Source organism: Prevotella jejuni (assembly GCF_900187995.1).
GTDB classification, from domain to species: Bacteria; Bacteroidota; Bacteroidia; order Bacteroidales; family Bacteroidaceae; genus Prevotella; species Prevotella jejuni.
Window position 1 is genome coordinate 24,517 of sequence record NZ_FZNZ01000005.1, and the last position, 25,475, is coordinate 49,991.

14 protein-coding genes are annotated in these 25,475 nt (G+C 45.0%); 8 read left to right on the forward strand and 6 right to left on the reverse strand.

Annotated elements, in window-relative coordinates:
- Positions 1-18 precede the first annotated feature (18 nt).
- The 3 genes from CHB62_RS02575 to CHB62_RS02590 form a co-directional block, all read right to left on the reverse strand.
- Positions 19-1,509 (reverse strand): IPT/TIG domain-containing protein, encoded by a 1,491-nt coding sequence (locus CHB62_RS02575; protein ID WP_089365584.1) that lies wholly within the window; start codon positions 1,507-1,509, stop codon positions 19-21.
- 1,659 nt (positions 1,510-3,168) lie between these two features.
- Positions 3,169-6,966, reverse strand: coding sequence for a TIM-barrel domain-containing protein (locus tag CHB62_RS02585; protein ID WP_089365585.1), 3,798 nt, complete (start codon positions 6,964-6,966; stop codon positions 3,169-3,171).
- Positions 6,967-7,099: 133 nt separating this feature from the next.
- On the reverse strand, positions 7,100-7,315 hold the full coding sequence (locus tag CHB62_RS02590) for a hypothetical protein (protein WP_089365586.1): 216 nt from the start codon (positions 7,313-7,315) through the stop codon (positions 7,100-7,102).
- Positions 7,316-8,697: 1,382 nt separating this feature from the next.
- Between CHB62_RS02590 and CHB62_RS02600 the strand changes: the two genes are divergently transcribed.
- The 8 genes from CHB62_RS02600 to CHB62_RS02635 all read left to right on the forward strand — a co-directional run bounded on the left by CHB62_RS02600 (position 8,698) and on the right by CHB62_RS02635 (position 20,211).
- Positions 8,698-10,113: a hypothetical protein gene (locus CHB62_RS02600; protein WP_089365588.1), complete on the forward strand. Its 1,416-nt coding sequence runs from the start codon at positions 8,698-8,700 to the stop codon at positions 10,111-10,113.
- 18 nt (positions 10,114-10,131) lie between these two features.
- Positions 10,132-10,518 (forward strand): hypothetical protein, encoded by a 387-nt coding sequence (locus CHB62_RS02605; protein ID WP_089365589.1) that lies wholly within the window; start codon positions 10,132-10,134, stop codon positions 10,516-10,518.
- A 7-nt stretch (positions 10,519-10,525) separates the two neighbouring features.
- Complete coding sequence (locus CHB62_RS02610) at positions 10,526-12,142, forward strand: hypothetical protein (RefSeq protein ID WP_089365590.1); 1,617 nt, start codon at positions 10,526-10,528, stop codon at positions 12,140-12,142.
- 10 nt (positions 12,143-12,152) lie between these two features.
- Complete coding sequence (locus CHB62_RS02615) at positions 12,153-15,539, forward strand: hypothetical protein (RefSeq protein ID WP_089365591.1); 3,387 nt, start codon at positions 12,153-12,155, stop codon at positions 15,537-15,539.
- A 6-nt stretch (positions 15,540-15,545) separates the two neighbouring features.
- The gene (locus CHB62_RS02620; protein ID WP_089365592.1) at positions 15,546-18,200 is read left to right on the forward strand and encodes a coiled-coil domain-containing protein; all 2,655 of its coding nucleotides are present in this window, start codon (positions 15,546-15,548) and stop codon (positions 18,198-18,200) included.
- Between the two features lie 37 nt (positions 18,201-18,237).
- Positions 18,238-18,819, forward strand: coding sequence for a hypothetical protein (locus tag CHB62_RS02625; protein WP_089365593.1), 582 nt, complete (start codon positions 18,238-18,240; stop codon positions 18,817-18,819).
- Position 18,820: 1 nt separating this feature from the next.
- Entirely contained in the window at positions 18,821-19,525 is a 705-nt protein-coding gene (locus tag CHB62_RS02630) for a hypothetical protein (protein WP_102048277.1), read from the forward strand.
- Between the two features lie 317 nt (positions 19,526-19,842).
- Complete coding sequence (locus tag CHB62_RS02635; protein WP_089365595.1) at positions 19,843-20,211, forward strand: tellurite resistance TerB family protein; 369 nt, start codon at positions 19,843-19,845, stop codon at positions 20,209-20,211.
- Positions 20,212-22,150: 1,939 nt separating this feature from the next.
- Here the strand turns inward: CHB62_RS02635 and CHB62_RS02640 are convergent.
- From CHB62_RS02640 to CHB62_RS02650, 3 genes are read right to left on the reverse strand one after another with little or no spacing between them, the layout of a single operon-like run.
- Positions 22,151-23,158 carry a discoidin domain-containing protein gene (locus CHB62_RS02640; RefSeq protein ID WP_089365646.1) on the reverse strand — a complete coding sequence of 336 codons (1,008 nt, stop codon included), beginning with the start codon at positions 23,156-23,158 and terminating at the stop codon, positions 22,151-22,153.
- A gap of 19 nt (positions 23,159-23,177) precedes the next feature.
- The gene (locus CHB62_RS02645; RefSeq protein WP_089365596.1) at positions 23,178-24,338 is read right to left on the reverse strand and encodes a BT_3987 domain-containing protein; all 1,161 of its coding nucleotides are present in this window, start codon (positions 24,336-24,338) and stop codon (positions 23,178-23,180) included.
- Positions 24,339-24,354: 16 nt separating this feature from the next.
- Complete coding sequence (locus CHB62_RS02650; RefSeq protein ID WP_089365597.1) at positions 24,355-25,446, reverse strand: glycoside hydrolase family 18; 1,092 nt, start codon at positions 25,444-25,446, stop codon at positions 24,355-24,357.
- Positions 25,447-25,475: the final 29 nt, after the last annotated feature.

Below are 25,475 nucleotides of genomic sequence, written 5' to 3' on the forward strand. Positions count from 1 at the left end.
TATTTATTAGGCTTTTAGCTATTTGATTGATAACTCTCGTATCACTTGGTTCTTCGAGTCGGCGACATAGACCGTACTCCCATCGGCACTCACCGCGACGCCCGTCGGCCAATTAAACTTGGCTAACTCGACACCACCATCTTGGAAGCCTGCACTCTGTGGAACACCGATTGGGGTGGTTACACGGGCGTTCTTGCCTTGCGTGGTATCAATCATACGGATACACTGGTTACCTGAGTCGGCAATATAGAGCTTGCCGTCCTTGGTGAAGGTCATCTGACGTGGATAACAGAACTTGGCATTCTTCAATGCTCCATCTTCCCATCCCTTACCTTCGGTGACGTTTACTGTACCGAAAGAAGAAATACCTGCGTATGGCTCACCTTGGTAAGTCAGAGAATCCTTGTCTGACAACTGGTCTACATCAACATACCAAATCTGATGGGCATCGGTAAATGAGATGAACAAACGGTTAGGCTGTGTAGGGCTGAATGTACAGAAAGCATCTGAACCACCTGAACCCTTAGGACCATCCTTACCTACACGCTTCAAGAGCAGCTCAGCCTTACGTGTCTTAGGATTAATACGGATAAGCTGACCCTTAAACATCACAGAGTAAATCATCTGGTCGTTCTTATTAATCACGAAGCAGTACTTCCAGTTGCTATTATCAAGGTCAGAATAACCGTTAGGATTAATGAACTGCTGCTTGTGAACGGCATAGCCTTGGTCTTTCAACAAACTATAATACTTACGCCCACTATCGTCTGGTACGTAAACACCCTCATAACCATCAAGTGTTGAGTAAGCTGGTGCATTAATCTTGTCGCTATTCACCTGAAGGATAGAAACCTCATCCTTCTTCAAGTTAGCCTTCAATACCATACCACCAATATTCTCATTCTTCTCATTACGGCACTGAATATCACAGTTTGTACCGTTTGCGTTAAGACCATCATTGAAAGTATGCTGTACAACAAAGATATTGTTATCATTGTCGATACAAAGGTAAGCAGGAGCTGAGAGGTTTGAAGTCAACAGTTTGTCAGCCTTTGTAGCATGTGCATCACTTGTCTGTGTACCCACGATAGTCGTTACGGCAGTCTGTGTGATGTACTTAAAGTCACGGGTTCCTTCACCTTTAATAGTGTCGTTACCGTTCGCACGTGTCACTTCAAGCTTGATGTTACGCTTGTAAGTCAAGCCTGCTGGCACATAACAATAGAGCTTCTCGCCATTAGAGGATACAAGTCCACCTCGGTGACGACCTCCATCTTCATCAACATACCATAGTGAAAGACCAGTGGTATCAGTACCAAAGTTCTTTCCAGTGATAATCATTGGCGTAGCAATACCACCACTGTCTGGATAGAAGTCATTAATGACAATTGGTTGCGAAGGGTCAAAGGAGCCTCCAACACTACCCCCTACTTCCTTATCAGAACAGGAGGCCCATGCAAGTGAACCCAATAAGACCATCCACAAATAAGATTTGAAAAGTCTCTTCATAGAAATGGTTTAGTTTAATTGATTATTGTTTTTAATTATTTCATTGCTTCTTTTTAGGTAAGTTTCTGCCTTTAGGTAAATAGTCAGTACTTTATCTTTTTGAAGGTTGACAAATTTAGAAAATAATTTTAAGATATGTATTCAGTACAACTATTAATTAACTATTTTTAATCAAATAACCCACTTTTCTGTGCATATCCACCTTATATATCGTATGCTTATACCAAAAAATCCTAAATTAAAGGGTGTGGGAAGGACCCGAGGACAAGGTTGCCTCACCCCCAGCCCCTCTCCGAATGGAGAGGGGAGTAGTATGTGAGGTTACCCCTATGGAGGTGGCCCCTCCCCCAACCCCTCCCCCGCAGGGAGGGGCGTAATATGTGAGGTTACCCCTATTGGGCTGCTTGTGTGGGGCGTGGGGAGGTTTTTCTTTCACGCTGGTGATTTTTTTCTCTCACAGAGCGCACGGAGGTCACGGAGGTTTTAAGCGCACGGTTTCGAGTCCACAGAACGCCTTCGGCATACAGAGTTCACAGAGCGTTACTGCTAATGTTGGTACGAATAAGGGACATAATGAAGCCTACATCCTTTTTATAGGGGTATCTTGGTGATCACTCCCCTTCCCTTCGGGGGAGGGGAAGGGGGAGGGGCCGATGGCTGTTAGTGTAAGGTTTTTTCGCTAATCATTCTTTTCTACAATCGAGAATGAGCTGAGCTTGAAGCAAAAAGAGGCCCTTCTACGTTCGAATACATGCCCCTCTTGCACATTGAAAACGCCCTTCTTGAAGCAAGAAGGGCATGTTCTCAAATGCTATTTGTAACTTGTTGATTTCAAAAATGTTACATACCCAATTACAGGAAGCATCACACCACAATTTAGAGGGCATTTAGCTTCATTTAATGTAATGATTTTTTTCATCATACTAACTCCCCTCTCTCATATACATCACCCCCAACAGAGGCCTCACCCCCAGCCCCTCTCCGAATGGAGAGGGGAGTGATTACCGAGATACCCCTACATGTCTTCCAGATGTTTAGCAGCCCATCTTCTATCATTAGCAGGCTAATAGGGGTAACCTCACATACTACTCCCCTCTCCACTCGGAGAGGGGCTGGGGGTGAGGCCTCTGTGAACTCTGTATGCCGAAGGCGTTCTGTGAGCTCGAAACGTGTGCCAAAAACCTCCGTGAACTCTGTGCGCTCTGTGAGAGAAAAAACCTCCCCAGCGAGTCTCACAATTATTCTTTTTCTCACAGAAAGACACAGATGAACAGAACACACAGCATTCAAAGCAAGTAGTGGCCCCTCCCCCTTCCCCTCCCCCAAAGGGAGGGGCGTAATCACCGAGATACCCCTATGGGCTGGATGTAGGCTTCGTGTTGCCCCTTGTTCGGCGTCTACGATAGCTGAAACGCTCTGTGATATCTGTATGCCGGAGGCCTTCTGTGAGTTCGAAACAGTGCGCAAAGAGGTCTGTTCAATCTGTGAGTTCTGTGAGAGATAAAAGTTCCCAGCGTGAAAGATAAGACTTTCCACGCATGACACAAGCAGCCCAATAGGGGTAACCTCACATATCACTCCCCTCCCTACGGGGGAGGGGCCGGGGGAGGGGCCAACTGGTGTAGAGTGTAGTGCCAGCGTGTTTCTGGCGCAGTGCATTTACTTTATCTCCACCTCCCTCATCTCCTTATCCACCAACAAGCCCTTGGCTGTTGTGTTCTTAACGGTGAATGGCTTAAGAGCCTTCATACGGATGACGAGGAGGTCGGCGTCGCCATTGAGCGTTGGGTGGTCGCCTACATTCACAAAGGTTGGGTAGAGCACCTGCGAACCATCGCTGTGACGGCGGTCGTAGGTGAGGTTGCGCATCGTCATTGATGGGTCGGTTTCTACCTTGACAAACTTCATCTCCTTCGGACTATATGGGAAGACAAGGTTGAAGGCATTGACCGACTTGAGGCCTTTACCCCTCACCTTGATGATGACATCGTCGCCTGCTGCGTAAGACTTACGGTTGTATTCGTAATAAACCTTACCACCAACAGGGGCTACATCATCGTCGTTCCAACCATCCTCAAGGTGCATGGCAACATTCGAAATGTCGTAGGCATCAATCAAGCCGTTGCCGTTGATGTCACCACCAGAGATATATCCGTCGAAGTCGGCATCGCCCTTCTTAAGTCCTGTATAGTTCATATAAGAGGTGAAATCGTTCTCGTCTACCTTTCCATCGAGGTTGATATCGCCAGGAAGGATAGTCTTTGTGCCAGGCACTTTGAAGACATAGAACTCACGACCAGAGCCGAAGTTGCCGACAGCCTCCTTCACACTCACCTTCACATAACGTGCCACAGGATGGGTAGACAGCGTCACTTCCTTCGTTCTTCCGTCTCGTGCCCACTGCTGAGGACCGATTTCTGTCCAGTTTCTACCGTCCTTGCTGACAGCAATATCACACTTGGTTATCGTACCATTACCGCCATTTGCGCGTGGAACATACTGCAGTTTGTCGAGCGTGTTAGTGCTATGTAGGTCGACAGTAAAGTCGAATGGCACCGCCTTCGTATAATAATAGGTGTGCCAGATGTCGCCTGTTGTACTGAAGTCAACGAGTCGATGGATTTCAAAACCTTCCATATCACGGGCCGTTGAGGTAGCAGTAAGACCCTTGATAGCGTACTCCAACGGATTGACAGCCGTCTTCACGTGTAGTGGCGTCCATTCGCTTGCACCCTCACTATTGACCGCCCGCACCTTAAAGTCGTAGTCGGTAGCTGGCTGAAGGTCGTCGAAGAGAAGCGAGTTGTGGCGGATGGTGGTGTAAGTCTGACCGTTGAAGGCTATCTCATAATAGTCGGCATTCTGCACAGGAGCCCACTTCGGTGTGACACTATACGACTGGACATCAGCTTCAAGCAGGTTGGGAGAAGTCAAGACACCCTTCTTTCGTAAGGTCTCGTTTGACTTTCTCAACTGCTCAAAGCCGTCCACACGGAGCGTCACGGCCTCCTTCGTGATGTCACATGACGCCAAGCGCACGATGATTTGGGAATTTTTAGTTACCAGTAGGCGTTCCATCTCACTGCCAGCCGTTGCGAAACGATTGATGTTAGAAGCCTGAACATACTGCCACGTGTTGTCGCCCTGCTCTGCCTCCGTTAGTCGTATCTTCTTTCCACCGACAATGGCAGTGACCTTCTTAGGCTTTGCGTTGGTGTTCAGATAGAAGGTTGTCGACTGATTTTTGACCATTCCATCGAATGTTCCCACGGTTTTGTCGATGCTAACCGTCAGCACCTTCTTGTCGTTAAGGTCGGAGGTAATGAGCGTGGTAGCCCCCTCTCCGTTGAGATACTTCTGTGTCGTACCGTCGTCATCATAGAGGGTAAAACTTGTCTTACCGTCTGGATAGAGTTCAAAGATGCGTCGACTCTTATCGACCTCAGAAGGGTTATTATTCGGATTGACCATCGGAATGATAGCACCCGACTTGACTAAGACAGGCAACTTCCATATTGGTGCAAAGTAGTCGTTCAGTATGCAACCTCCTTCGTAGGTAGCTCCTGTAAAATAGTCGTACCATGTTCCCTTCGGTAGATAGATGCCATTGCGCACGTCGTTGCCCTCCTTATCGGCCGAGGTGTTCTGATAGACGGGTGCAACAAGGAAGGATGGACCGTACATATATTGGTAGCGTGTAGCACTGCCATGGGTGTAGTCGTTGCTATCATCAAGGAACATCGCACGCATGAGGGGCTTCCCTGTCACGGCCTCATGGGCACATGAGTAGGTATAAGGGAGTAGCATCGACTTGAGTTTGAGGTAAGAACGGTTGATACTCGTCGCTGGCTCGCCCAAAGCCTGCGGATACTTAGGGTTACTACCCCACCCGTCCATATTCAACTGCATAGGTGTAAAGGTCTTCCATTGGAAGTCTCGGATGTTTACGGAGAGGTTTTTCCCACCAAAGATACCGTCCATGTCACTCGTGATATTGCCCATTCCGGAGAGGCCTGAGCCTATATAGGTTGGGATATGGAAACGAATATACTCCCACTCGCCGCCGGTCTGGTCGCCCGACCATACTCCGCCATATCGCTGTGTACCGGCCCATCCGTCCAAGGTGATGATGAAGGGACGCGCATCACTGCCGTAGTAAGGCATGATATGGGCCACGTCGGCGATACCATTTAGGCCAAAGGAATAGCCTGCACCAACCCATGCTACGTCGGTCTTCAGCACACGCACGCCTGCATCGCGCACCTCTTTCACGATGTCACGCTGCAGGAGAGCTGAGATACTGTCCACTGGATGGAGGTTTGACTGGGTCCATAGACCTATCTCAACACCATTCTTACGGGCATAGTCGCCTAAGCTCTTAAGATTGGCAATATTACCATCAAGGGTCGTTGTCTGCCCATAGCCTGCCCCGTAACCATCGTTAGGAAGAATCCATCCTAACGGCATGTCGTCTTTCTTATAACGGTCGATAACGGCACGAGCAGAGAACTGATAGTTCTGCTTCTCACCATTGAGACTCTCCTTGATACCGCCATTGTCTTTCTGACTCTCTACATATCTCTTACCGTCTTCGAAGCGTATTCCCTTGCCTTCCTCGGTGGTCTCCTTCCAATAGTCACGATTGTAGGCATTGAGATGGCCCTCATAGAAAGCAAACTTAGGCAATAAGACGGGGTTACCGGTCAGTTGGTAATAGTCGCGAAGCAAATCGACTGGGGTCGTGTCAACCATCAGGAAGAGGTCGAGATAGGGCATGTCATGACTGATCGTCACCGTGTTCTTGTCCGTGCTACCGAAGTCATAAACACCGGGAGCAAACGTGTAAGGCATGGCCGCATAGCCCCCCGTCGACCAATAGAACGGTGCTGGCGAAGCCACACCACCATCGGTCCAACTGTTGGTATTGACAATCTCGATGCGTTTACCACGATGAGAGAAGCGTCCGTTCTGTACTCCTCCACCATAGAAGAACTCTCCCACGGCATTACGAAGTGTCACCGTGGTGCGATTCTTCTGAAAGTCAACACCCTTAACCTCCTTAATAACCTCCTTACCATTGCGGAGGTCGGTGACTGTCATGAGTCCTGTGCTGCGGTCGAAACGCACACGTAGCTCGGCAGTAGACACGTCCACATCGGCATCCGACGCATTGATACTCAGCTGTCCAACGTCCTTACGTGGGTTGTCGACGAGGATTTGCGCAGGAGGAGTGCTGGATGGGTCGCGCACAATGCCCCCCTTCGGGTCGCGGAAAAGGCGGAAGACATTCTTACCATAGAAGTCAACCGTCATCACACCACCATCGCTGTAAGTAATCTCTACCGTTGTTGGGTTGATTTGTCGAATACCGCTTACTACCGTTCCATCAGCAAAAGCGGTCTCGCCCACTGCTAATAACAGGGCAGCAAGCAGCATCTTTGCTCTTTTCTTTTTCATCTTATAGATTTTCGTTTTCGTCCTCCAAGCTTAGGTTTAGGCCTGTTCAGCGAACTACTTCTGGTTTTTAGCTTTTGATTGTTATTGTTACGTAGTGGCAAAGATACACCATATTTTTATAAATTACAATGTTTTAACCAATAATTTTCATACTTATCAGCTTTTTACGTCCTCCTCCCCCCTCCTGCTCCCGATTGTCTTCCCCATTCTTCCCCCACCTTTCCGACCGTCCCCTCCCCCCTTCCTTGCCATCAGCGACAGCCTTTCCAGCTATCTGCTCCGCCCCGTCATGCCTGCTGCCCCAGTCTTTCCTACTATCTGCTCCGCTCTTTCCTACTATCTTCGCCACGGTATCTTGCCAGCTGTCTCAGTCTTTTCAGTCTGTTGCTCCGCTCTGTCCTCCCGTCTTTGCCACGCTGTCTTGCTATCTTCGCCACAGTATCCTGCCAGCTGTCCCAGTCTTTCCTACCGCATGCGTCACGCTGTCCTCGTTTCTCACATGCCCCGAACGTGTAAACATTTTTCGCCCCTCTCCTATCCTGTCTACGCCTTTCTACACTCAAGAACATGCCCTTCAACATCCGAGAACATGCCCTTTTTGATGCAAGAAAAGCCCCTTCTTGATGCAAGAAAGGCATATTCTCGCTCCATACTCATAACCATCTGAAAACGTGCTGGTTATATTCTACCTTCTTACCAACATTCCCATCGTAAATAAAGAGCCACTTCGCTGCATTTTGTAAATGTTTTTCATGCGGATAGAGAATTACTCAAATCACCACGACACTGATATGCTCGCCGACACATAGCGTTTCTTCTTCTCACAGAGGGCAATCCTTTCTCTCACACTGGGGAGTTTTTTCTCTCACAGAACTCACAGATTTAACAGACCCTTTTTGCGCACCGTTTCGATTCCACAGAACGCCTCCGGCATACAGATTTCACAGAACGTTATAGCTAAAGGTGGCTGTAACGTTCTGTGAAATCGGTTGACTTAATGTCTCTGTGGAATGCTGTGAGTTCTGTTCATCTGTGTTTTTCTGTGAGAAAAAAACGCTTGAGACTCGCTGTGGGGAGGTTTTTTCTCTCACAGAGCGCACAGAGTTCACTGAGCCTTTTGGCGCACAGTTTGAGCTCACAAGATAGTGGCCCCTCCCCCATCCCCTCCCCCGCAGGGAGGGGCGTAGTATGTGAGGTTACCCCTACAAGACTAACATTAAGGGACATAACGAAGTTTACACCCATCTTATAGGGGTATCTCGGTGATCACGCCCCTCCCTTTTGGGGAGGGGAAGGGGGAGGGGCCACCTGGGGAAGGGGGGAGGGGCCACCTGGGGAAAGAGTATGAGCCAGCATTACAGTTAGACACAAACAGTAAGGGAATTAAGGCTGAAAACAACAATTAAATATTTTTTTGTATTGTTATTAGTCGTTATTATAAAACTTTTTACTTACCTTTGCTGCGTGTAAATGCTGGGAGAATTAAACTTTACATCAGCATCGAAGGAATAATCCTAAATCCTAACCAGTGAAAATGAATAACTCTAAATACATTACACATTAATATAATATAGGTAGCACAACAGTAACAATCGTTGCGTTTGTGATGCCATGGCATACCACTATGTAAGGCATTACAATGCAGGTTCCCACCTTTGTCTCGTTGTGTTAAGACAATCGTATAATTTACTGACAGCTTGGGAACAGCATGTTAAATATCACATAAAAGCGATGATTAACAGTTGTAAGAATCAATTGACCAATAGGAACCAGCTTAAAAGTAAGCTACAAAAGACGACGCAAGCACTTACATGGGCGACCTTAACCATCTTTGGCTTTATAGGTCTAAGCGCATGTAGCTCTAAGATAGCGACCGTATCAGACACGAAGTATATACCCGAATTTCAACAAACCTATTTCAGTAAGGGCGTCGACGAGATATCACCTGACAAGCTATCGCTATATGTAGACTATTCAAAATGTATCTCGTTAGGGCAGAACTCTCCCTTCTTTCAGGCATTAGTACCCTCATGGACCGATGCCACAAGGAAGTATTACTCTATCAAAGGAAATAGTATTGAGCAACATCAACCAGACTCAACCTTCGTGCTCCTACGTAACATCGAGGAGACAAACTATGCCGACCTCAAGACGGCAGCAGAGCGTATGGCCAATGAGAACAACGAGTCAGTGCTCCTTACCGATGGTGAATATTTCCAGCCATCCATTGCTAAAGGGAATATCAACAACCCTTATATGGCTGGTGCCTTAAAGTCATGGCTGAAGAAGGGACATGACATCTATATCCTTTCAGAGCCTTACACAGAGCCATATAATGGTCAGACTTTCAACAAGAAACGTTTCTACATCCTCTTCACAGACTGTAGGCTGAAGGGGAATATCTATGAGCGTATCATGCAGACCATCAACCTCAAACAGTTCCCACAGGTTGAGTTGTTCCACCTCTCGGCCGACCATCCACAGTTGCTATCGAAGAACGCACAGACAACCGAGCCTAACCAGCAACTGAATGCCAAGGTATCATCGAATGAAAATGGCTATGAGGTGCAAGACTGGGAGATTGATTGGGAAAACGGCATAGAGCCCTTGATTGTTAATGCAGTCAATCCTAATACAGGTCAACCACTCCCTGATGGAGAGGCTTTCATCTCTGGATGGAAATTAGACAGAGAGAGTTTCGGTGGTTATCGCATAACAGGAGTATCGGCTAAGGTGTATAATATCAATCAGGAGTACTCTGACTTCTACAATGCCAAGGATGCTAAGCAGAAGCCAGAGGCTAAGATTGACCCTGCTGAGTGCGAGTACTTCGTAAAAGTAGACCCAAAAGAGTTCAACGAACATGGTAAGATTGATTTACATTTCGATACACAGAACTACAATCCAGACCCTGTGCTGAATGGTTCACCCTTCAACTATTTCAAGATAGACATCTGTGTATCAAAGGTAGAACCATTATTTGAAAAGTACAAACATATCTTCACCTTTGACAGTATAGACATGCCTGGCAATAAGAATGTGTCCGTAGCAGCGAGCGTAGAGCAATGCCTTACCGACCCAGACATTAAAGCAATGATCAGCACCTGTCCTATCTATACCATCTATGTAAAGACTAATGAGCGTTAAACCTAAAATTATTTTAATATGACACCTATAACTAACATCTCACAACTTAACCAGTTGATGAACAGCACAATGGTCTATGCTGTTGTCGTTGGCTTCGTAGCCCTCCTTTTAGCCCTGCTCCTTTCAAACATGTTCCCATGGGAAGGTGGCAACGACCGTTCGTATATCAAACGACGTATTGCATTCATTGTAATAGCAATCATAGCCGTTTTGGGCTTTTGGCTATACAATGATTTAGTAGTGATGACACATATTCATAACATGGGATTTCAGAATATGTTCAAGGCATGTAACCTTAAATGTATGGGCATCAACCTTGGTGTCTACCTCGTTGCGGGCGTTGCACTAATGTTCACCTTCCGCCATTCTAAGTTTGGATCTATACTCGGCAAAGAAAAAAAATAATATCATCATGGCAAGACAATTCTTCGTACTTGGTATCGGTGGAACAGGTATGCGATGCATAGAGTCGCTTATCCACCTGTGTGCCATGGGTATGTTTGATGATACAGACATTCACCTACTGGCACTTGACACTGACAAAAACAACGGTAACTTCTCACGCTTAAAGGAAGTAAAGGATGCCTATTGCAACACTAAGGGGCAAGACAGGGCAAACAGAGTAGCGCTGAAGAACTCGTTCTTCTCTGCTAATATAAACTATTACGAGTTTAGCCCTAACTACGAACAGAAGAGTACTTTTAAGGCTGTCTTTAACTATGGTGACACACAGTATAACCATAGAGAGGAGACAGACTTAGCCGACCTTGTGTTGTCAGAGAACGTGGAAGACTTCAACCTCCGCCATGGCTATCGCGCACAAACCCATTTAGGATCAATGATGATGTATCATTCTATCCTCGAAGCGGCTAAGTCACCAGCAAATAATGAGTTGAAGCTATTTCTTAGCGAACTCATCAGAGCATCTCAGAACGGCCAACCAAGAGTGTTCATCCTTGGTTCGGTATTCGGCGGAACAGGTGCTTCGTCTATCCCTATCATCCCACAAGCAATCTCTAAAGCTGCTGAGATAATGAGCAATGGAGCTGCCAACGTACTCAGAAGTGCCTACTTTGGCTCTACTCTTCTTACTGCCTATTTCAGCTTTAGAGCGCCAAGTGGTGGCGAGCTAAACAATCAGAAGATTATTGCAACAAGTGATAAGTTTGCACTAAACTCACAAGTAGCAATGATGTTCTATGATGATGACGCTACGGTAAAGAGCACTTATCAGAAATTCTATATGCTTGGGACGGATAATCTTAGCTGGAACCCAATGCAAAGAAAGGAAGACACAATAACACAAACAATTACAGGTGGCGAGCAACAAAAGAATGACTCCCACTACATAGAACTGCTTGCTGCCTGTGCTGCGCTCGATTTCTATAACACGGATGAAAGCCAACTTCAACAAAACAAGGACCTCCATAAGACTGATTACGAGTATCGTGCAGTTTCTGAAAGTGGTAAACTTGACTTTGAAGACTTTGTCGGTAAGGAGAGAGCCAAGGAATTTGCACAGAAGTTTGGAATGCTGATAGCCTTCTCTCTCTTCTGTAATGGCAAGGATGACTTTGTAGAGAGTGTAAGGTCTGGAGGCCAGAAAGAAATCCAAGAGTTCGTCGAAATGGATATCACACAGGCAAAGAGTTTGAGAGAATACTTCAACCTCTTCTTCGTGAAACAAGTGGGAGACAATCTTCAAGAGGGTTGGCTCCGACAGATCCATCGCTCAGCAGGTGGACAGGATGCCTTCTTGTTCAATGCCAACCTATTCTCTCCAATGACGTTCAAAGAACTGATGAAGATGGATTGGAATAAATGTATCTATAGAAACGAAGGCATTGGTAAAGACAATACTTATAGTAAGAGTGGAGTGTTGGGATTTGGTTCTTTATTCGACCCATTCAAGAAACAGTTCATACAAACGCGTGACACTACAAAGGAGTGGCAGAACCTTACCAACAAAGGAGAGCAGCTGTATAAGTTGATATTCGACACATTAGCAAAGTTGTATAAGTTTAATTAATAGGGAAGTTATGTCTAAAGCATTATTGATAAAGAGTTATACCAACCTGACAACAGGAACTCAAGGTCAGTGGAACGAGCTTAACATGGCTTCGTCCTACATCCAAGGTATTGAAACAGGAAAGATATTAGAAGGGTTGACAGCGGAGAAACTTGCTGCACTCATCTCTGGTGTTCCTACACCATGGGCACGTGCTAAACTCTTCAAGTTTGCCTTGCAGACAATTGCAAGCCCCGACCCAAATATTAAAGCGTCTGGCTTACAGCAGTTCTATGACATGCTCTATGGTGAATGGAAGGGTCTGTTAGCAACCATCGCACTGTTCCCTGATCGTATTCGGTTCTCTAATCCTATCAAGATGGACGTTAAGGGAGATGAATATGATATCGCTGCCGCATTCGGTCGTATGCTTTTTGAAGATAAGGACGTGTGGGGCAATCAAGATAAACTTGCTAAGAACCCTGACGAACAACCGTTTATTCACCTCATCTACTACCGTGACCATTTGGTCGGTGGTACCTCCCCTATGACAGGAGTCTTCACTGGTGTCAACTATGCCAACCTCGGTGATGATGCCAGTGACATAGAGTGGTATCGTGATGGAAAGTTTGAAGACCCAACGAGATACCTCTCCCCAGACCAGTTACAAAAGGTCTACTTGTTCATAAAGAATATGAATAGCAACCTTGAGGAGTTCGAGAAGAAGATTAATTCGCAAAGAGGTGGTAAACAACCTATATCCATCGACGGCTTTAAACAGATGAGTCGTAAATGGGAACAGGAGTTGTTATATTGTGGTGGCGGTAACCTTCGCGATAAAGGACCTATCGCTAAATATGGCAATCTGGAGTGTCCTTTCTCACTTCTCCTTAAGAGTGATGTGCCAGTCTACCTTAAACCAGACTACACCTTCACCTATACCAATAATGGAGACTACAAGCTCATCGGTGACATTCAGGACCTTCTTAGCGATGACAAGTTCGTCATTGGTTGGGCTGAGGATGCTGATACACGTCCAAAACTGTCTGATGCTCCGGTATTCTACCTAAGGGTCAAGGAACTAAAAGACGGCAGTATGAGCTATTTCACACTCCCACTTTCAGAAAGAGGTATAGATATCTTCAAGAATAATCTACGTGGTCTGTTAGGGTACAACGAGAGCGGTAACACCTCACTTACAGGTGTTATCACAGACGCAGGACAGTTAGCAGTAACACTGATTGTAGAGATTGACGGTCAGAAAGTGACGTTGAATACCCGTGAGTATGAGATTGATTGGATTACAGATCTGGGTAAGGTGATTATGTGGCCAGACTTTGTATCAGAGAGATGGGACAAGTATTACCTCTATTCAGAGTTTACCGCCGATGCTCAAGAGCAGTTCCAACCTATCTTCAAATGGCAGGGTGAGTTTGTAAGGACCATTGACGAAAAGTTTTGGACAGCCGATTACGAACCTTCAGCAGACGAAGATATACAGATAAAGGTCAAGAAGCTGATTACTTATCCAGCCGGACAAGGTGAAGAACTACCTAAGTATAACATCATCTGTGCTAACAAACCTTTAGCCGGACTGTCTGCTTTTGTCAAAGACACAGGCCGTGATGTTCACGCAGGCTACCTCATCTTCCGTCAGGACGTGATAGTCGACAAGAGTACAATAGACCTAAACGGTACTGCCGTAGTAGGTATAGACTTTGGAAGTAACAACACCTGTGTATATTATAATGCAGGCGACAGAGGGGCTAACCCAGTTGAGTTTAAGAATTATAGAACAGTGCTTGTAGGTAAAGAGAACAGCGATACCCGCTCTATAGCAGAGAATAATGAGCTACTGTTCTTTACCAACTATGTATCCGAGAACGGACAGGTTAAGTCTTGGCTCCACGAACATGACACAAGGTATAACTGCTATAATGAATCAGAGGAAATCGCTGGTGGCGTCCCTGTAAACAGACCGAATATCTTTGTGAAGGAGATGAACCAGTATGAAATCAAGACTCAAGCTGGTACGTTACACTATAATATGAAGTGGCTGGACAATGATAAAGGCTTGCAAAAGAAGCGTGCTTTCCTGAAGTCTATATGGCTGCAAACCTGCGCATACCTTTATAAAGAGGAGCGAATACGGCCAGAAGAGCTGCGATGGAGTTACCCTGGTTCGATGATGGAGGCCGACAGTGCCGAGCTTGAGAAAATCTTTGAAGAGCTATGCCGAATGACCCCTATTACAGGAGGACGTCAACCACAATTAGGTAGAGAACTAACTACTGAGGCCGAGGCTGTCTGTAGCTTTGCCCTTTCACGTGACTTCGGACTGAACAAGGACAACATGTTCCTCGGTATTGATGTCGGTGGAAGTACGAGTGATATCCTACTCCTTGCCAAAGACCAGAACAACGGCAACAAGTCGTCACTCTATCGGGAGAGTTCTGTCCGCATAGCCGCTGGAGTCTTCTTCAATGCGGTCATCAAGTCAGAGTCATTCCGTCAGGCGTTAGTTAGTTTCCATGAAGGAAGGAAGACAAAGGTCTTTGTTGCTAACATCAAGGAAGTTCTGACACAGCCATCAAAGGCACCTTACTATCTGAACAGTATCTTCGACCAATTAAAGAGCGAAAACGACTACGAGGAGTTCTACTCTTCTATCAACAATAATGCGAGGTTTGTATTCACAATCCCAGCCTACGTGACAGGTCTGCTGCTCTTCTATTCTGGCATGCTGATAGGTAAGACTATCAAAACAGAGAAGATGGACCATATCAGAAGGGTTGATGTTCTCTCCTTTGGTAAGGGTGGTAGACTCTTCCATTGGCTCAGAAGTTCGGCAACACAAAGGGTGACAAACGAGTATTATGAGAAATGTCTCAATGCTGGTGTAAACCTTGTTACAGAAAAGAACTTGGAGGTGAAATACCGAGATGAGATTGAGATAAACAACAAGGCCGAGGTGGCAATGGGACTTGTTGACGCTAAGGAGCTCATAAAGAAGCAACAAGAGGTTGATTCAGACATCTGTGGTGAGACTGGCGTCAAGTACATCATGAATGATGGTACGCCTAAAGAGCTCCAGACAGAAGATGAGCTTACGGGTGAGTACTTTGCAAATGAGATGAATAAATTCGACTTCTCAGGAGTAACAAACTTTGAGAAATTTATGGAGATATTCATCGACTTTGTCAGTCAAAAGACTCGTCTCTATCCACAAGCAGACAATTTACGAGAGGAACTTGCAGACCTCCCGAACAGAATCACAAGCTATATCTGCAATAATGATGATGAGTACCGCAAGGCACGTAGGACTCAAGGCGACGACTTCACCTATCATCAGCCAATCATCATAGCAGAAGGTGCTTGCTTCTTAGACACATTAATAAAGAAAGCATTCAATCAATAAACATTAATGAAGGTTCTTACTTTATACATAGATAAATGGTACATCATCGGTGCAGTTTGCATCGATGGTGTGCCACGTCCCATAACTCCTCCTAACGGGGAGGACCGTTTCTGGCTTTACTTCTATGAAGATAGAGTCAACGACACTATTGTCTATGGTAAAGATAATAAGCAACATTACCATAATAATGAACTTCAATATTATGGTAATGTCTTTGATCTAATTCCTGATACGACCGCCTCATTCATACGCTACGGTCGAAAGCAGGAGATGTACAAGATATTTAAGGCCTCAGGTATTCTTGACGAGTTAAGAGACGCTGTCGATGACAATGGAGGAGAGGTAGAGACTTATATCTCTTTCTCTAAGGACATCTCTGATGCAGCCCGTCTTGTCTTCCTAAAAGACGTACTGGAAGGAAACAAGTTCACCGTAAAAGAGTCGGTTGCCCGTATCGGACAACTTGCCTTAGAACTTGCTTTCAAGAAAGGACAATATGCGGAAGATGGGTTCTATGTACTGCTCAATGCTTGCAACGAAAATCTCACCTATTCTGTGTATGAGCGCACAGAAGGTATCCTGTTAAGGAAGGCTGAGGATAGTCTTGTTGGTATGGGAACCGACCTCAGAGGCAGGGCCTTGTTGGAGAGTGTTATCAAGAGTATCAATCAACGCCAACATTTCCTCGACACAGAAGAAGACCTTGAACGTGAATATCTCTGTCTCAATCAGTATGTCGACCAGTGGATAGACAAGTTAGAGAATGCAGGTCCATACCGTCCTGTCCACATTAACAACATTAAATTCTCTCAACTCCCTAACACATACGACGCTGTTGTCTTAAAAGATGATATCGACAAGCATACACGTAGCATTGTCGATGATATCATCAGAGAGATAACTAATTTCATCAACAAAATCAACATACCTGCAGGAAAGCTCAAAGGAGTTGTTTTCTTAGGAAACACTTTTACAAACGAACAGTTTATCAGAGCTATCAAAGAGCGTTACGCCCTACCTGACAAGAACTATATTTTCTTTAAGGACTCCGAACTCCCACATATTGTTGCAGTCTATTCTGCAATAGATTGCGACCAGTTTTCAGAGGCAACCCGTGTAGCCATCGCCAATGGTGAGACTGAATTAGAACGCCGAAGACTTGCACAAGAGGAAGAGGCAAGAAGAGTTGAGGCCGAACGACAGAGGGCTGAACAGGAAGAAAAGGATAGAGCTGCGCACGAGTCAGAGAATAAGTATAAAGAGGCGATGGCCAATATCTATGATTATGAGAAGAAGCAAGACTATGCCCAGATGTTAGATTGGGCCGACATCGCACTTCAACATAATCCTGACGACCAAGAGGCAAAGCAGAAGAAGGCTGAGGCTACACGACTCATGTCGGAGAAGAAGGTGAAAGAGGAGCAATATAAAAGTATCATTCAGCGAGCACAAAAGAGCTTTGAGGCTATGCAATGGCAAGAAGCACTATCGCAGAGTGATGCCGCATTGAACCTGATGCCGAACTCTAAAGAGGCTGAACGTATCCACCAAGCAGCAAGAGAAAAGATTGACTCGCTGACCTTGATTGAGAAATATCTTACTCGTGCTGACATGTTCCTGGCACAACAATACTACAAAGAGGCACTTGACGAGCTTAGGAAGGTACAGGCTATTGACAACGAGAACAAGGAGGCACAGGGGCGAATACAGAAGATAGAACAAGAGCAGGAGGCGCATGAACAACGTGTTACAGACCTCATTAAGCAATACCAGATGGCTGAGGAGGCTAAGGACTTCGACACTGCTATATCCTTGTGTAACGAGCTGATTGACACAGACACCGTCTACCAACGTAAGTGGACAGAAAGGGTTGAACGACTGAAAGCGGCAAAGCTCGACTTTGATAAAGAGGAGGAGAGATGGCAAAAGCTTAAACGTCAGATTGATTCGGCCCTCTTCGACGAGGATTGGGATAAAGTAGTTACCTATGGTCATGAGGCACTCAGGATGCGTGAGGACGAGAACCTCCGTAAGAATGTTGCCCGTGCTGAAGAGAAGCTCGCTACCTTACAGGCTGAGAAACGATACAAAGATGCTGTCCATGAGGTCAAAGACTTCATCGTTGACAAGAATTGGGATGAGGCAAAAGACTTATTGACAGAATTGCAGAGGGAGTATCCTGAACATCGTAACGACCTGAAACTGCTATTCAAACAGATATTCGATGCCGAGACTGCCTTTCAGAGTCAAACCGTAAGCGAAAGCAGGACACAACCTGTTCGGACTGTTAGCAACCGCAATTCTCAGCATCAAGAAGATGATTTCTTTGGGACAAGCGGTAAGACAACGACCACATCGAGTGGCTATTCTAACACCGTCTCCAATGCTGAACAGGCGTATGCAGAATCCTCCTCTACAATAACAAAAGAAGAAACACAGGGTGATGACTTCTTTGAAACAGGTGGTAAGGCAACGACGACGACAAGTGGCAGCACCCACTCCACCGCCATTTCCGACCCTCAGCGTACGACATCTACTGGTTCATCAACAAAGAAGTCGACCGATGAAGATGATTTCTTTGACATGAAAAAGCCTCCTGTCAAGGGCAAGACAAACAGAGGGAAGACAGCAAGAGGCACTGACAATGATTTTGATTTTTAGCATTCACATACAATAAACATTTAATCAATTAGTAATTATGGCAGAAGTAACATTAAAGAAAAAGATTACTCTTCGTAAAAAGCAGGAGGAGTGTGCCTTCACATTCTCAGGTAAGCTCAAAGTTAAGTTGTTATGGAACTCACCAACAGACTTAGACCTTTGCATCTTCTTTAAGAAGAAGGATGGCGAAGTGGGTGGCGTCTTCTCTAATGAGTATCGTGGTAGAAAGAGCGACCTCGGCGCATTAGATAAGTTCCCATTCATGCTTCACTTAGGCGATAACAAGGAACCTTCAGAGGGTGGTGAGGAGACTGAACAGATCAACGTTGCCAGTCTTGACGAAATCGAGAGCGCTTACGTTTGCATCATCAACTACAATGCAGCAATCGAGCAGCTCGATATTACTTACGCTGACGAGGGCGGTCGTGTTGAACTTCAGAGCGACTCTGGTGATTACCTCGAGGTATTGGCCGACGCAAAGGAGACTGGTCACGTTTATTGCGTATGCTCTATCAAAAACAACGGTGGCAGCTATGCGCTCAAGAATGAGAGCCGCGTAATGGATCTTGGTACTGCTTTCGATGAGATACCAGGCTTCGCAATTATATGCAACGACTAATATGGTTGAAATTAAAAGGAAGGTTACACTGAGGACAAAGACGTCTCAGCCAGAGGAGAAACCCACAACAGAGGTGACGCCTGAGGTGCAGTCGTCTGCGTCCCAACAGGAACCAACACCTACCCCACCTCCTCCTACAGAGCCTACAACCAATGCTGAAGGCAGTAAGAGGGGTGGAAATTGGAAGCAATGGTTGGCTGCATTTGTTCTTGCAGCACTTCTTCGTGGTGGCTATTACCTGTACAACAACAGTCAAGGGAACGACGTTCAGGACACTACTACTGTGGCTAAGACCGACAGTACGGATACCCAGAAAGACTCTACACAGACGGCCCAAGCTGACTCTACAACTAAGGTGAAGCCTGAAGCTGACGGCAACAACGTTGCCACAGAGACTGCTAACGAAACGGCAGCCGAAGACAATTCTGTTAGCGAAACCACGACACCTTCAAACAATACCTCAGCTAATAACACTACTGCTAACACAACGACAGACCAGCAGACAGCGTCTACGGATAATCTTGGGACGTCAAGCAATACCGAGCCAACGGCAGCTGAACCAGCTAACTCTGTTCAAGAAACAGCAAAGGATGTTATCAGAGGAACATACGGTAATGGTGTGACGCGTAGGCATAAACTGGGTTCTCGCTATGAGGAAGTCCAGAAGCGTGTCAATGAAATGTACCGACAGGGACTAATTCGCTAATACCTTCACTCACTTTATACATGAGGGTGTACTCAAATCAATAGATGAGTACACCTTCATACAAAACGAATTATCATGCTGATATACATAATTCTCGCAGTCATTTTATGGCTTGTACTCCCCATTTTCATCAATGGACGTATCAAAAAGAAACATGACCGAAAGGCATTAATCATGCTGTGTCGTATCTTAGCCATCGCATTTATTGCCCTTGGCATTTATAGAGAATTATTTATCTAAACGCATTTTGCGTTGGTGATCATATCACCTTAGCTTACAGAGATAAGTAGAATTAAATATCATAACATTTCAAAATTATGGAAAACTTAGATGAATTGAAGAAGAGTCTACTTGCTGATGGCAAAATAGACAAGGAGGAAGTAGAGCAACTACGCAAAGTGCTTTATGCTGACGGAGTAATTGATGCAGAAGAGGTAGCCTTCCTCTTCGAGCTCAACGACGCTGTTTCTGGTGAGAACAATGCTCCAGAATGGAAGGAGTTCTTTGTTGAAGCAATATCTGACAATATTCTTGCAGATGGCGAAATCGACGAAGAAGAAGTGAAGATGCTGTCTGAAAAGATTGGCGCTGACGGTCAAGTAGATGAAACAGAGAAAGCTCTGTTGCTGAACTTGAAGGCTAAAGCAAAGAATTTCCCAGCTGTCCTCGATTCTCTTTTGAAATAAACAATAATGTAAATAATATCTTTCTGGATAATTACAATTCGGTAGGAGGTAAGCACTCATCACATGTGCTTACCTCCTGCTGCGTATTATCTCGTATGGTTTTATCTTTAATTTCGAGTAAAGATAGTCATGCACTTATCTCCTATGGCAGATTATTTTGTATGGTTTTACTTGTGGTTCTGAGTGAAGATAATCATGCGCTTATCTCCTATGGCGTATTACCTCGTATGGCTTTATCTTTAATTTCGAGTAAAGATAGTCATGCACTTATCTCCTATGGCAGATTATTTTGTATGGTTTTACTTGTGGTTCTGAGTGAAGATAATCATGCGCTTATCTCCTATGGCGTATTACATCGTATGATTTTATCTGTGGTTCTGAGTAAAGATAGTCATTTGCTTACTTCCTGCTGCGCATTACATAAAACGTAAATTTTTGTCCTTAGAACAAGGGGACGACATCGACTTTAATCAAGCCTGTAACCTACAAGAAATCAGAATGTTATAAGTACCCTTCAAGAACATACCCTTCTTGGGGCAAGAAGGGCATGTTCTGCGTGCAAGAAGGGCATGTTCTGAATTGTTGTTAAGGCCCTTCTGCAATCGGGAAGGGCATGAGAAGGGGAAGGGGGGAGGTTTTTCTCTCACGCTGGGGAGTTTTATCTCTCACAGAGCACACAAAGTTCACGGAGGTTTTAAGCGCACGTATTAATTCGTGGGGTAAGTTTTTCTCTCACAGAATACACAGATTTAACAGAACCTTTTTGCGCACGTTTCGAACCCACAGAACGCCTCCGGCATACAGAATTCACAGAACGTTATAGTTAAAGGTGGGTGTTGGGTGTTGGGTGTTGGGTGTTGATGATTAGTTATAGAGGGGGAAAGGCCAGTTAGTAGAAGGGCCAGTTGTTGTTGTCAGTAAGGGCGTTGTCTTGCCATGTCAACTTACACAAATCTGCATTCTACCATATATATTGATTCTTCATAGACCTCTGTTTTAGTGCAACAAACTTACAACTTTTTTGCTATAATGACAAGTCTTTGCGGAGAAAAAAGCAATTATTCTCCGCAAACTTGCGGAGAATATGCTTTCTATTCTTGGTATGTGGGCAAGTAGACGAGTGAACAAGTGGACGAGTTAACCAGTTGCTTGCGACGATAAATCACAGCTTATAGTAGTAATTATAAACTGCGAATATTTGGATTTGAGCTTTGAACTATATGATTTGTAGCTTTAATGACTACGAATTGCTCGAATGACACGAATTACTTGACTATCACAATTCGTACAATTAGTGAAATTCGTAGTTCTTTGTTGGTAGTTGATAAGTTAACAAGTTTACCAGTTGCTTGCGACGCTAAATCACTGCTCATAGTAGTAATTATAAACTGCGAATATTGGAATATGAGCTTTGAACTATATGAGTTGTACATTTAATGACTACGAATTTCTCGAATGACACGAATAGCTTAGCTATAACAATTCGTACAATTAGAGAAATTCGTAGTTCTTTGTTAGTAGTTGACAAGTGGACAAGTTAACCAGTTGCTTGCAACGATAAATCACAGCTTATAGTAGTAATTATAAACTTTGAATATTTGGATTTGAGCTTTGAACTATATGATTTGTAGCTTTAATGACTACGAATTTTTCGAATGGTACGAATAGCTTAGCTATAACAATTCGTACAATTAGAGAAATTCGTAGTTCTTTGTTGGTAGTTGACAAGTAGATTAGTTTACGAGTTGTTTGTAGCAATAAACGACAGTTGATATTGGTTATCATAATTATGACGTACTGAGGAGAACTTCGTTTGAATAATGATGGATTGTGAATGATGAATTATATTTAGATTAAACAAAAAAGCCTCCGAAGTAATGAATACTTCGGAGGCTAAATCTGTATGCGCTACTATGAGCGGATAGAAGTTAACGCTTACTCATAAGCTCCAATCAAGATACTCGTAAGCACCAATCTCACCAATCAAGAAACGTGGGTTCTCGCTTTCGTCAAAGCTCTGGAGGATTGTCAGCTTAACAAACTTACATGTTACTGGAGTATTAAATACAATTGGGAATGGAGTATCATCATCATAGGTTGAGGCTGCAGTGGCAGTACCCATGTTTGTCCATGTCTTACCGTCTAAGCTGGTAGCTACAGCCACCTTCTTCACACCATATCCGTAGCTTGTGTAGTTGCAAAGGATACCAACACCAATCAGTTCCTTTGTGCTATTGAATGCCATTGTAAACTCTGGTTCATAATAGGTATATGAATACACATAGGTGTTGTTATCGCCATCATTCAACTTTGCTGCATTAGAACTGCTGAGTGTAGTTGACATCTGATATTCGTTCAATGCAATCTGCTTGTCTGCATTGAGCGTACCAGATGCATTGATGTTATCGAAGGTGAAGTTAGTTGCTACAACCACCTTAGTACTTGTCTTTGCTGTTTCAGCTCCATCAACACTCTTCATAACAACAGATGTCACACCGTTCTTCAACATTGTCAGATTCTTGAGTGCATCGCCATTGACCAACTTAACAGTGATGGGTTCAGAGGTCAGCTGTCCCTTTGCGATGGTAACAGATGTCTTGTTAAGACGGATTGCGTCAGTGCTCATCACCTCTTCGCTACTGTTAGCCTCAACACCGTCAGATGTAGCAGCCAATGTAACAGTAACATCCTTCTCAGATGGAGAAGACAGTCTTACGTAGAACTGTGCGCTATCACCTGTCAAGGTAACAGCTGTTGCCGACTTCTCACCTGCAAGCGACACCTTGTTGCCCTCACTGCTACCAGTGTAGAGATATGCCTTTGCAGAGTAGTTTTCTTCTGCAGTAGGGTAGAGCGTGCTACCAACTTCTGGTTCGCTCTGACAAGATGCCAGTGTGGCAGCAACCAAAGAGGCTGCCAGCACTGACTTGAATACGTTTATTTTCATATTTGAGTTTCCTTTTGACTTATTTACCATCGATTCTTACGTTCTGCTCCCAAGTAGGAACAGCTACACACTTACCTGTGTTGTTATGACCAGTAGCGTCCTTGAAGGTATCGCCCTGACCCTCGTTGAGCTTCCAATAAGCCTCCAAGTCGGTGCTCTTAGCGTCACAAGCATACATGTTATTAGCAATCTGAGCCTGTGTACGAGCCACTGTCCAGAAGCGTAACTCACTCACCTTCACGTTAGCCTTGAGGTAGTCTGTGTTACCGAAGTTAAAGGTGTTGCTGAGGTTAGTTGTCTTACCAGGGAGGTCCATAGAGTTATCAAGCACACCGTTAACATAGAGGTAGAGCTTTGTCCCTGTGCAAACGAATGCGAGGTGATACCACTGGTTCTCGTTGAAGAGCTGCTTACTGTTCATCTGTGTACCTTGCGTCTTAATCTGCAAACGGTTACCCTCGATAGGAGCATCACCGAAGCGAGTATAAATCTCGCCACCATCATTACCCCATGCACCGAAGAGCGTCTGGTTGTTAAGTTCGCCAAGCGCCGTACCGAGCTTACTGATGTTCACGTTCATCTCGACAGTCCACTGTGAAAGGTTATAGGTCTGACGCATTGCGAAGTGGATGTTATGCGTAGAGTTAACGATTGGCACAGCCTGATAAACAACCTGATCGAGGACGTAAACCATAGTACTACCAGAGTTCAAGACGTCATACTTACCATCTTTACTCTTCAGACGGAGGGCAACAGCATATTTCAGACCGCTGTCCTTCAGTGCCTGTGTCAATGGGTTGATTGTCAGTGTCACCTCAGAAGAGACCGACTTACCATTCTCAATCGTCACCTCATTAGAAGAGAGAGAGTAGAGATTAGCAGGCAGCGCCTTGTAAGAAGTCTCGTTACGCTGGTTGTATTCAGCCAGAGCTGTTGTGTCAGCTACAATCTCGAAAGTATAGTCCTGTGTAGCAGGGTCGGACAGACGCACGTTCACAGAAGAAGTGACAGCCGACGTACCGATAGTAATATTCTGGCTTGAATTGCCGTTAGTATTGGTCTGTGCGATATACGCCTGATTAGAAAGAGGCGAATATTCAGCATTGTTACATGCGCCCAGCAGTGTCAGAGAGGCCATAGCCACAGCTCCGACGAAAAGCTTAGAAATATTGTATTTCATAATTTGAATGTCTTGATTATTGGATTGATGGGTTCATAATCTGAATAGCCTTACGCAAGAAAGGATAGTTGCCAGTCTTTCCAGACACGTTATATTCGTACTCCATGTGATAGGTTCCTACACCACCCTTGCGGTAGGTTACGTTATTGTAAACTGGGTTCCAGTAGGCCATACCTAAGAGTGAAGGAACAGCCTGACCATTGTCTAACCAGAAGTTTACACCACCCTTACCAGCATAGTTCTCAAAGTTCTCGCAGACGATGAGCTTCTTAGCCACCTGCTCCGGTGTGAGATACTGCTGGAAGTGAGTAACCTGTGTTGCAAAGCGACTGTTCAGATCACTGTTACCAGAAGAGCTATAAGCCTGAAGGATGAAGTAATTGAAGTATTCGCCATACTCAGCAGCCATAGCGTCAGGCTCACCATCGATAACGAACATCTTATCAGTACCCGACTTAGGACCGATACGCTTGCCCATAGTCTTTACGAAAGCCTCCATCACCTTAGCGTTCTGCCAAAGCTCCTTATCGGTTTGGAAAGGCTGGGCGTATGAAGGTTCAGCATCGAGGTCGAAGCCGTCATAGCCATACTTAGCGATAGTATCGCAGATAGCATTTGCATATTTCTCAGTAGCAGCAATCTGTGAAGCCTCATCGTTGCCCCATCCCCAGAACTTATGACGCCACTCTTTCCATGTGAGCGTAGAGTCTGTCTTGGTAGGAGTGATCTGGTCGCCAATGTCGAAAACAAGGCAGCTGATGAGCACCTTCGTACCCTTAGTCTTCTGAACAAAACGCAAGTCTTTCAGCATCGCCTCAGAAGGGTTTTTCCAGTTACCCCATAGAGAAACGAAGTCAGTACTATCAGGAAGACCCGCCAAAGAGTTCTCGTGGGTAACACCAGAGCCTGTCCAGTTGCCAAACCAACCGAAAGCTACAGAGTGGTCAGTCTTCTTATAGTTACGGAGTTGCGCATAGTAAGCCTCCGACTTATTTGAGTGAGTAAGGTCAGCTCCGTCCTTAGCCTCAGTTTCAGTCCAATCGCTGCAGGCTGTGAAAGCCGTTGCAGCGCAGGCTGAAAGCAAGAATATCTTTATTAAATTCTTCATTTTTTATCGAATGTTTATTGTATGATAGA

Excerpts from the sequence above, each read along its gene's own strand:
- CHB62_RS02575 (WP_089365584.1), bottom strand. The coding sequence starts at position 1,509 with ATGAAGAGACTTTTCAAATCTTATTTGTGGATGGTCTTATTGGGTTCA.
- CHB62_RS02585 (WP_089365585.1), bottom strand. The coding sequence starts at position 6,966 with ATGAAAAAGAAAAGAGCAAAGATGCTGCTTGCTGCCCTGTTATTAGCA.
- CHB62_RS02600 (WP_089365588.1), top strand. The coding sequence starts at position 8,698 with ATGATTAACAGTTGTAAGAATCAATTGACCAATAGGAACCAGCTTAAA.
- CHB62_RS02605 (WP_089365589.1), top strand. The coding sequence starts at position 10,132 with ATGACACCTATAACTAACATCTCACAACTTAACCAGTTGATGAACAGC.
- CHB62_RS02610 (WP_089365590.1), top strand. The coding sequence starts at position 10,526 with ATGGCAAGACAATTCTTCGTACTTGGTATCGGTGGAACAGGTATGCGA.
- CHB62_RS02615 (WP_089365591.1), top strand. The coding sequence starts at position 12,153 with ATGTCTAAAGCATTATTGATAAAGAGTTATACCAACCTGACAACAGGA.
- CHB62_RS02620 (WP_089365592.1), top strand. The coding sequence starts at position 15,546 with ATGAAGGTTCTTACTTTATACATAGATAAATGGTACATCATCGGTGCA.
- CHB62_RS02625 (WP_089365593.1), top strand. The coding sequence starts at position 18,238 with ATGGCAGAAGTAACATTAAAGAAAAAGATTACTCTTCGTAAAAAGCAG.
- CHB62_RS02630 (WP_102048277.1), top strand. The coding sequence starts at position 18,821 with ATGGTTGAAATTAAAAGGAAGGTTACACTGAGGACAAAGACGTCTCAG.
- CHB62_RS02635 (WP_089365595.1), top strand. The coding sequence starts at position 19,843 with ATGGAAAACTTAGATGAATTGAAGAAGAGTCTACTTGCTGATGGCAAA.
- CHB62_RS02640 (WP_089365646.1), bottom strand. The coding sequence starts at position 23,158 with ATGAAAATAAACGTATTCAAGTCAGTGCTGGCAGCCTCTTTGGTTGCT.
- CHB62_RS02645 (WP_089365596.1), bottom strand. The coding sequence starts at position 24,338 with ATGAAATACAATATTTCTAAGCTTTTCGTCGGAGCTGTGGCTATGGCC.
- CHB62_RS02650 (WP_089365597.1), bottom strand. The coding sequence starts at position 25,446 with ATGAAGAATTTAATAAAGATATTCTTGCTTTCAGCCTGCGCTGCAACG.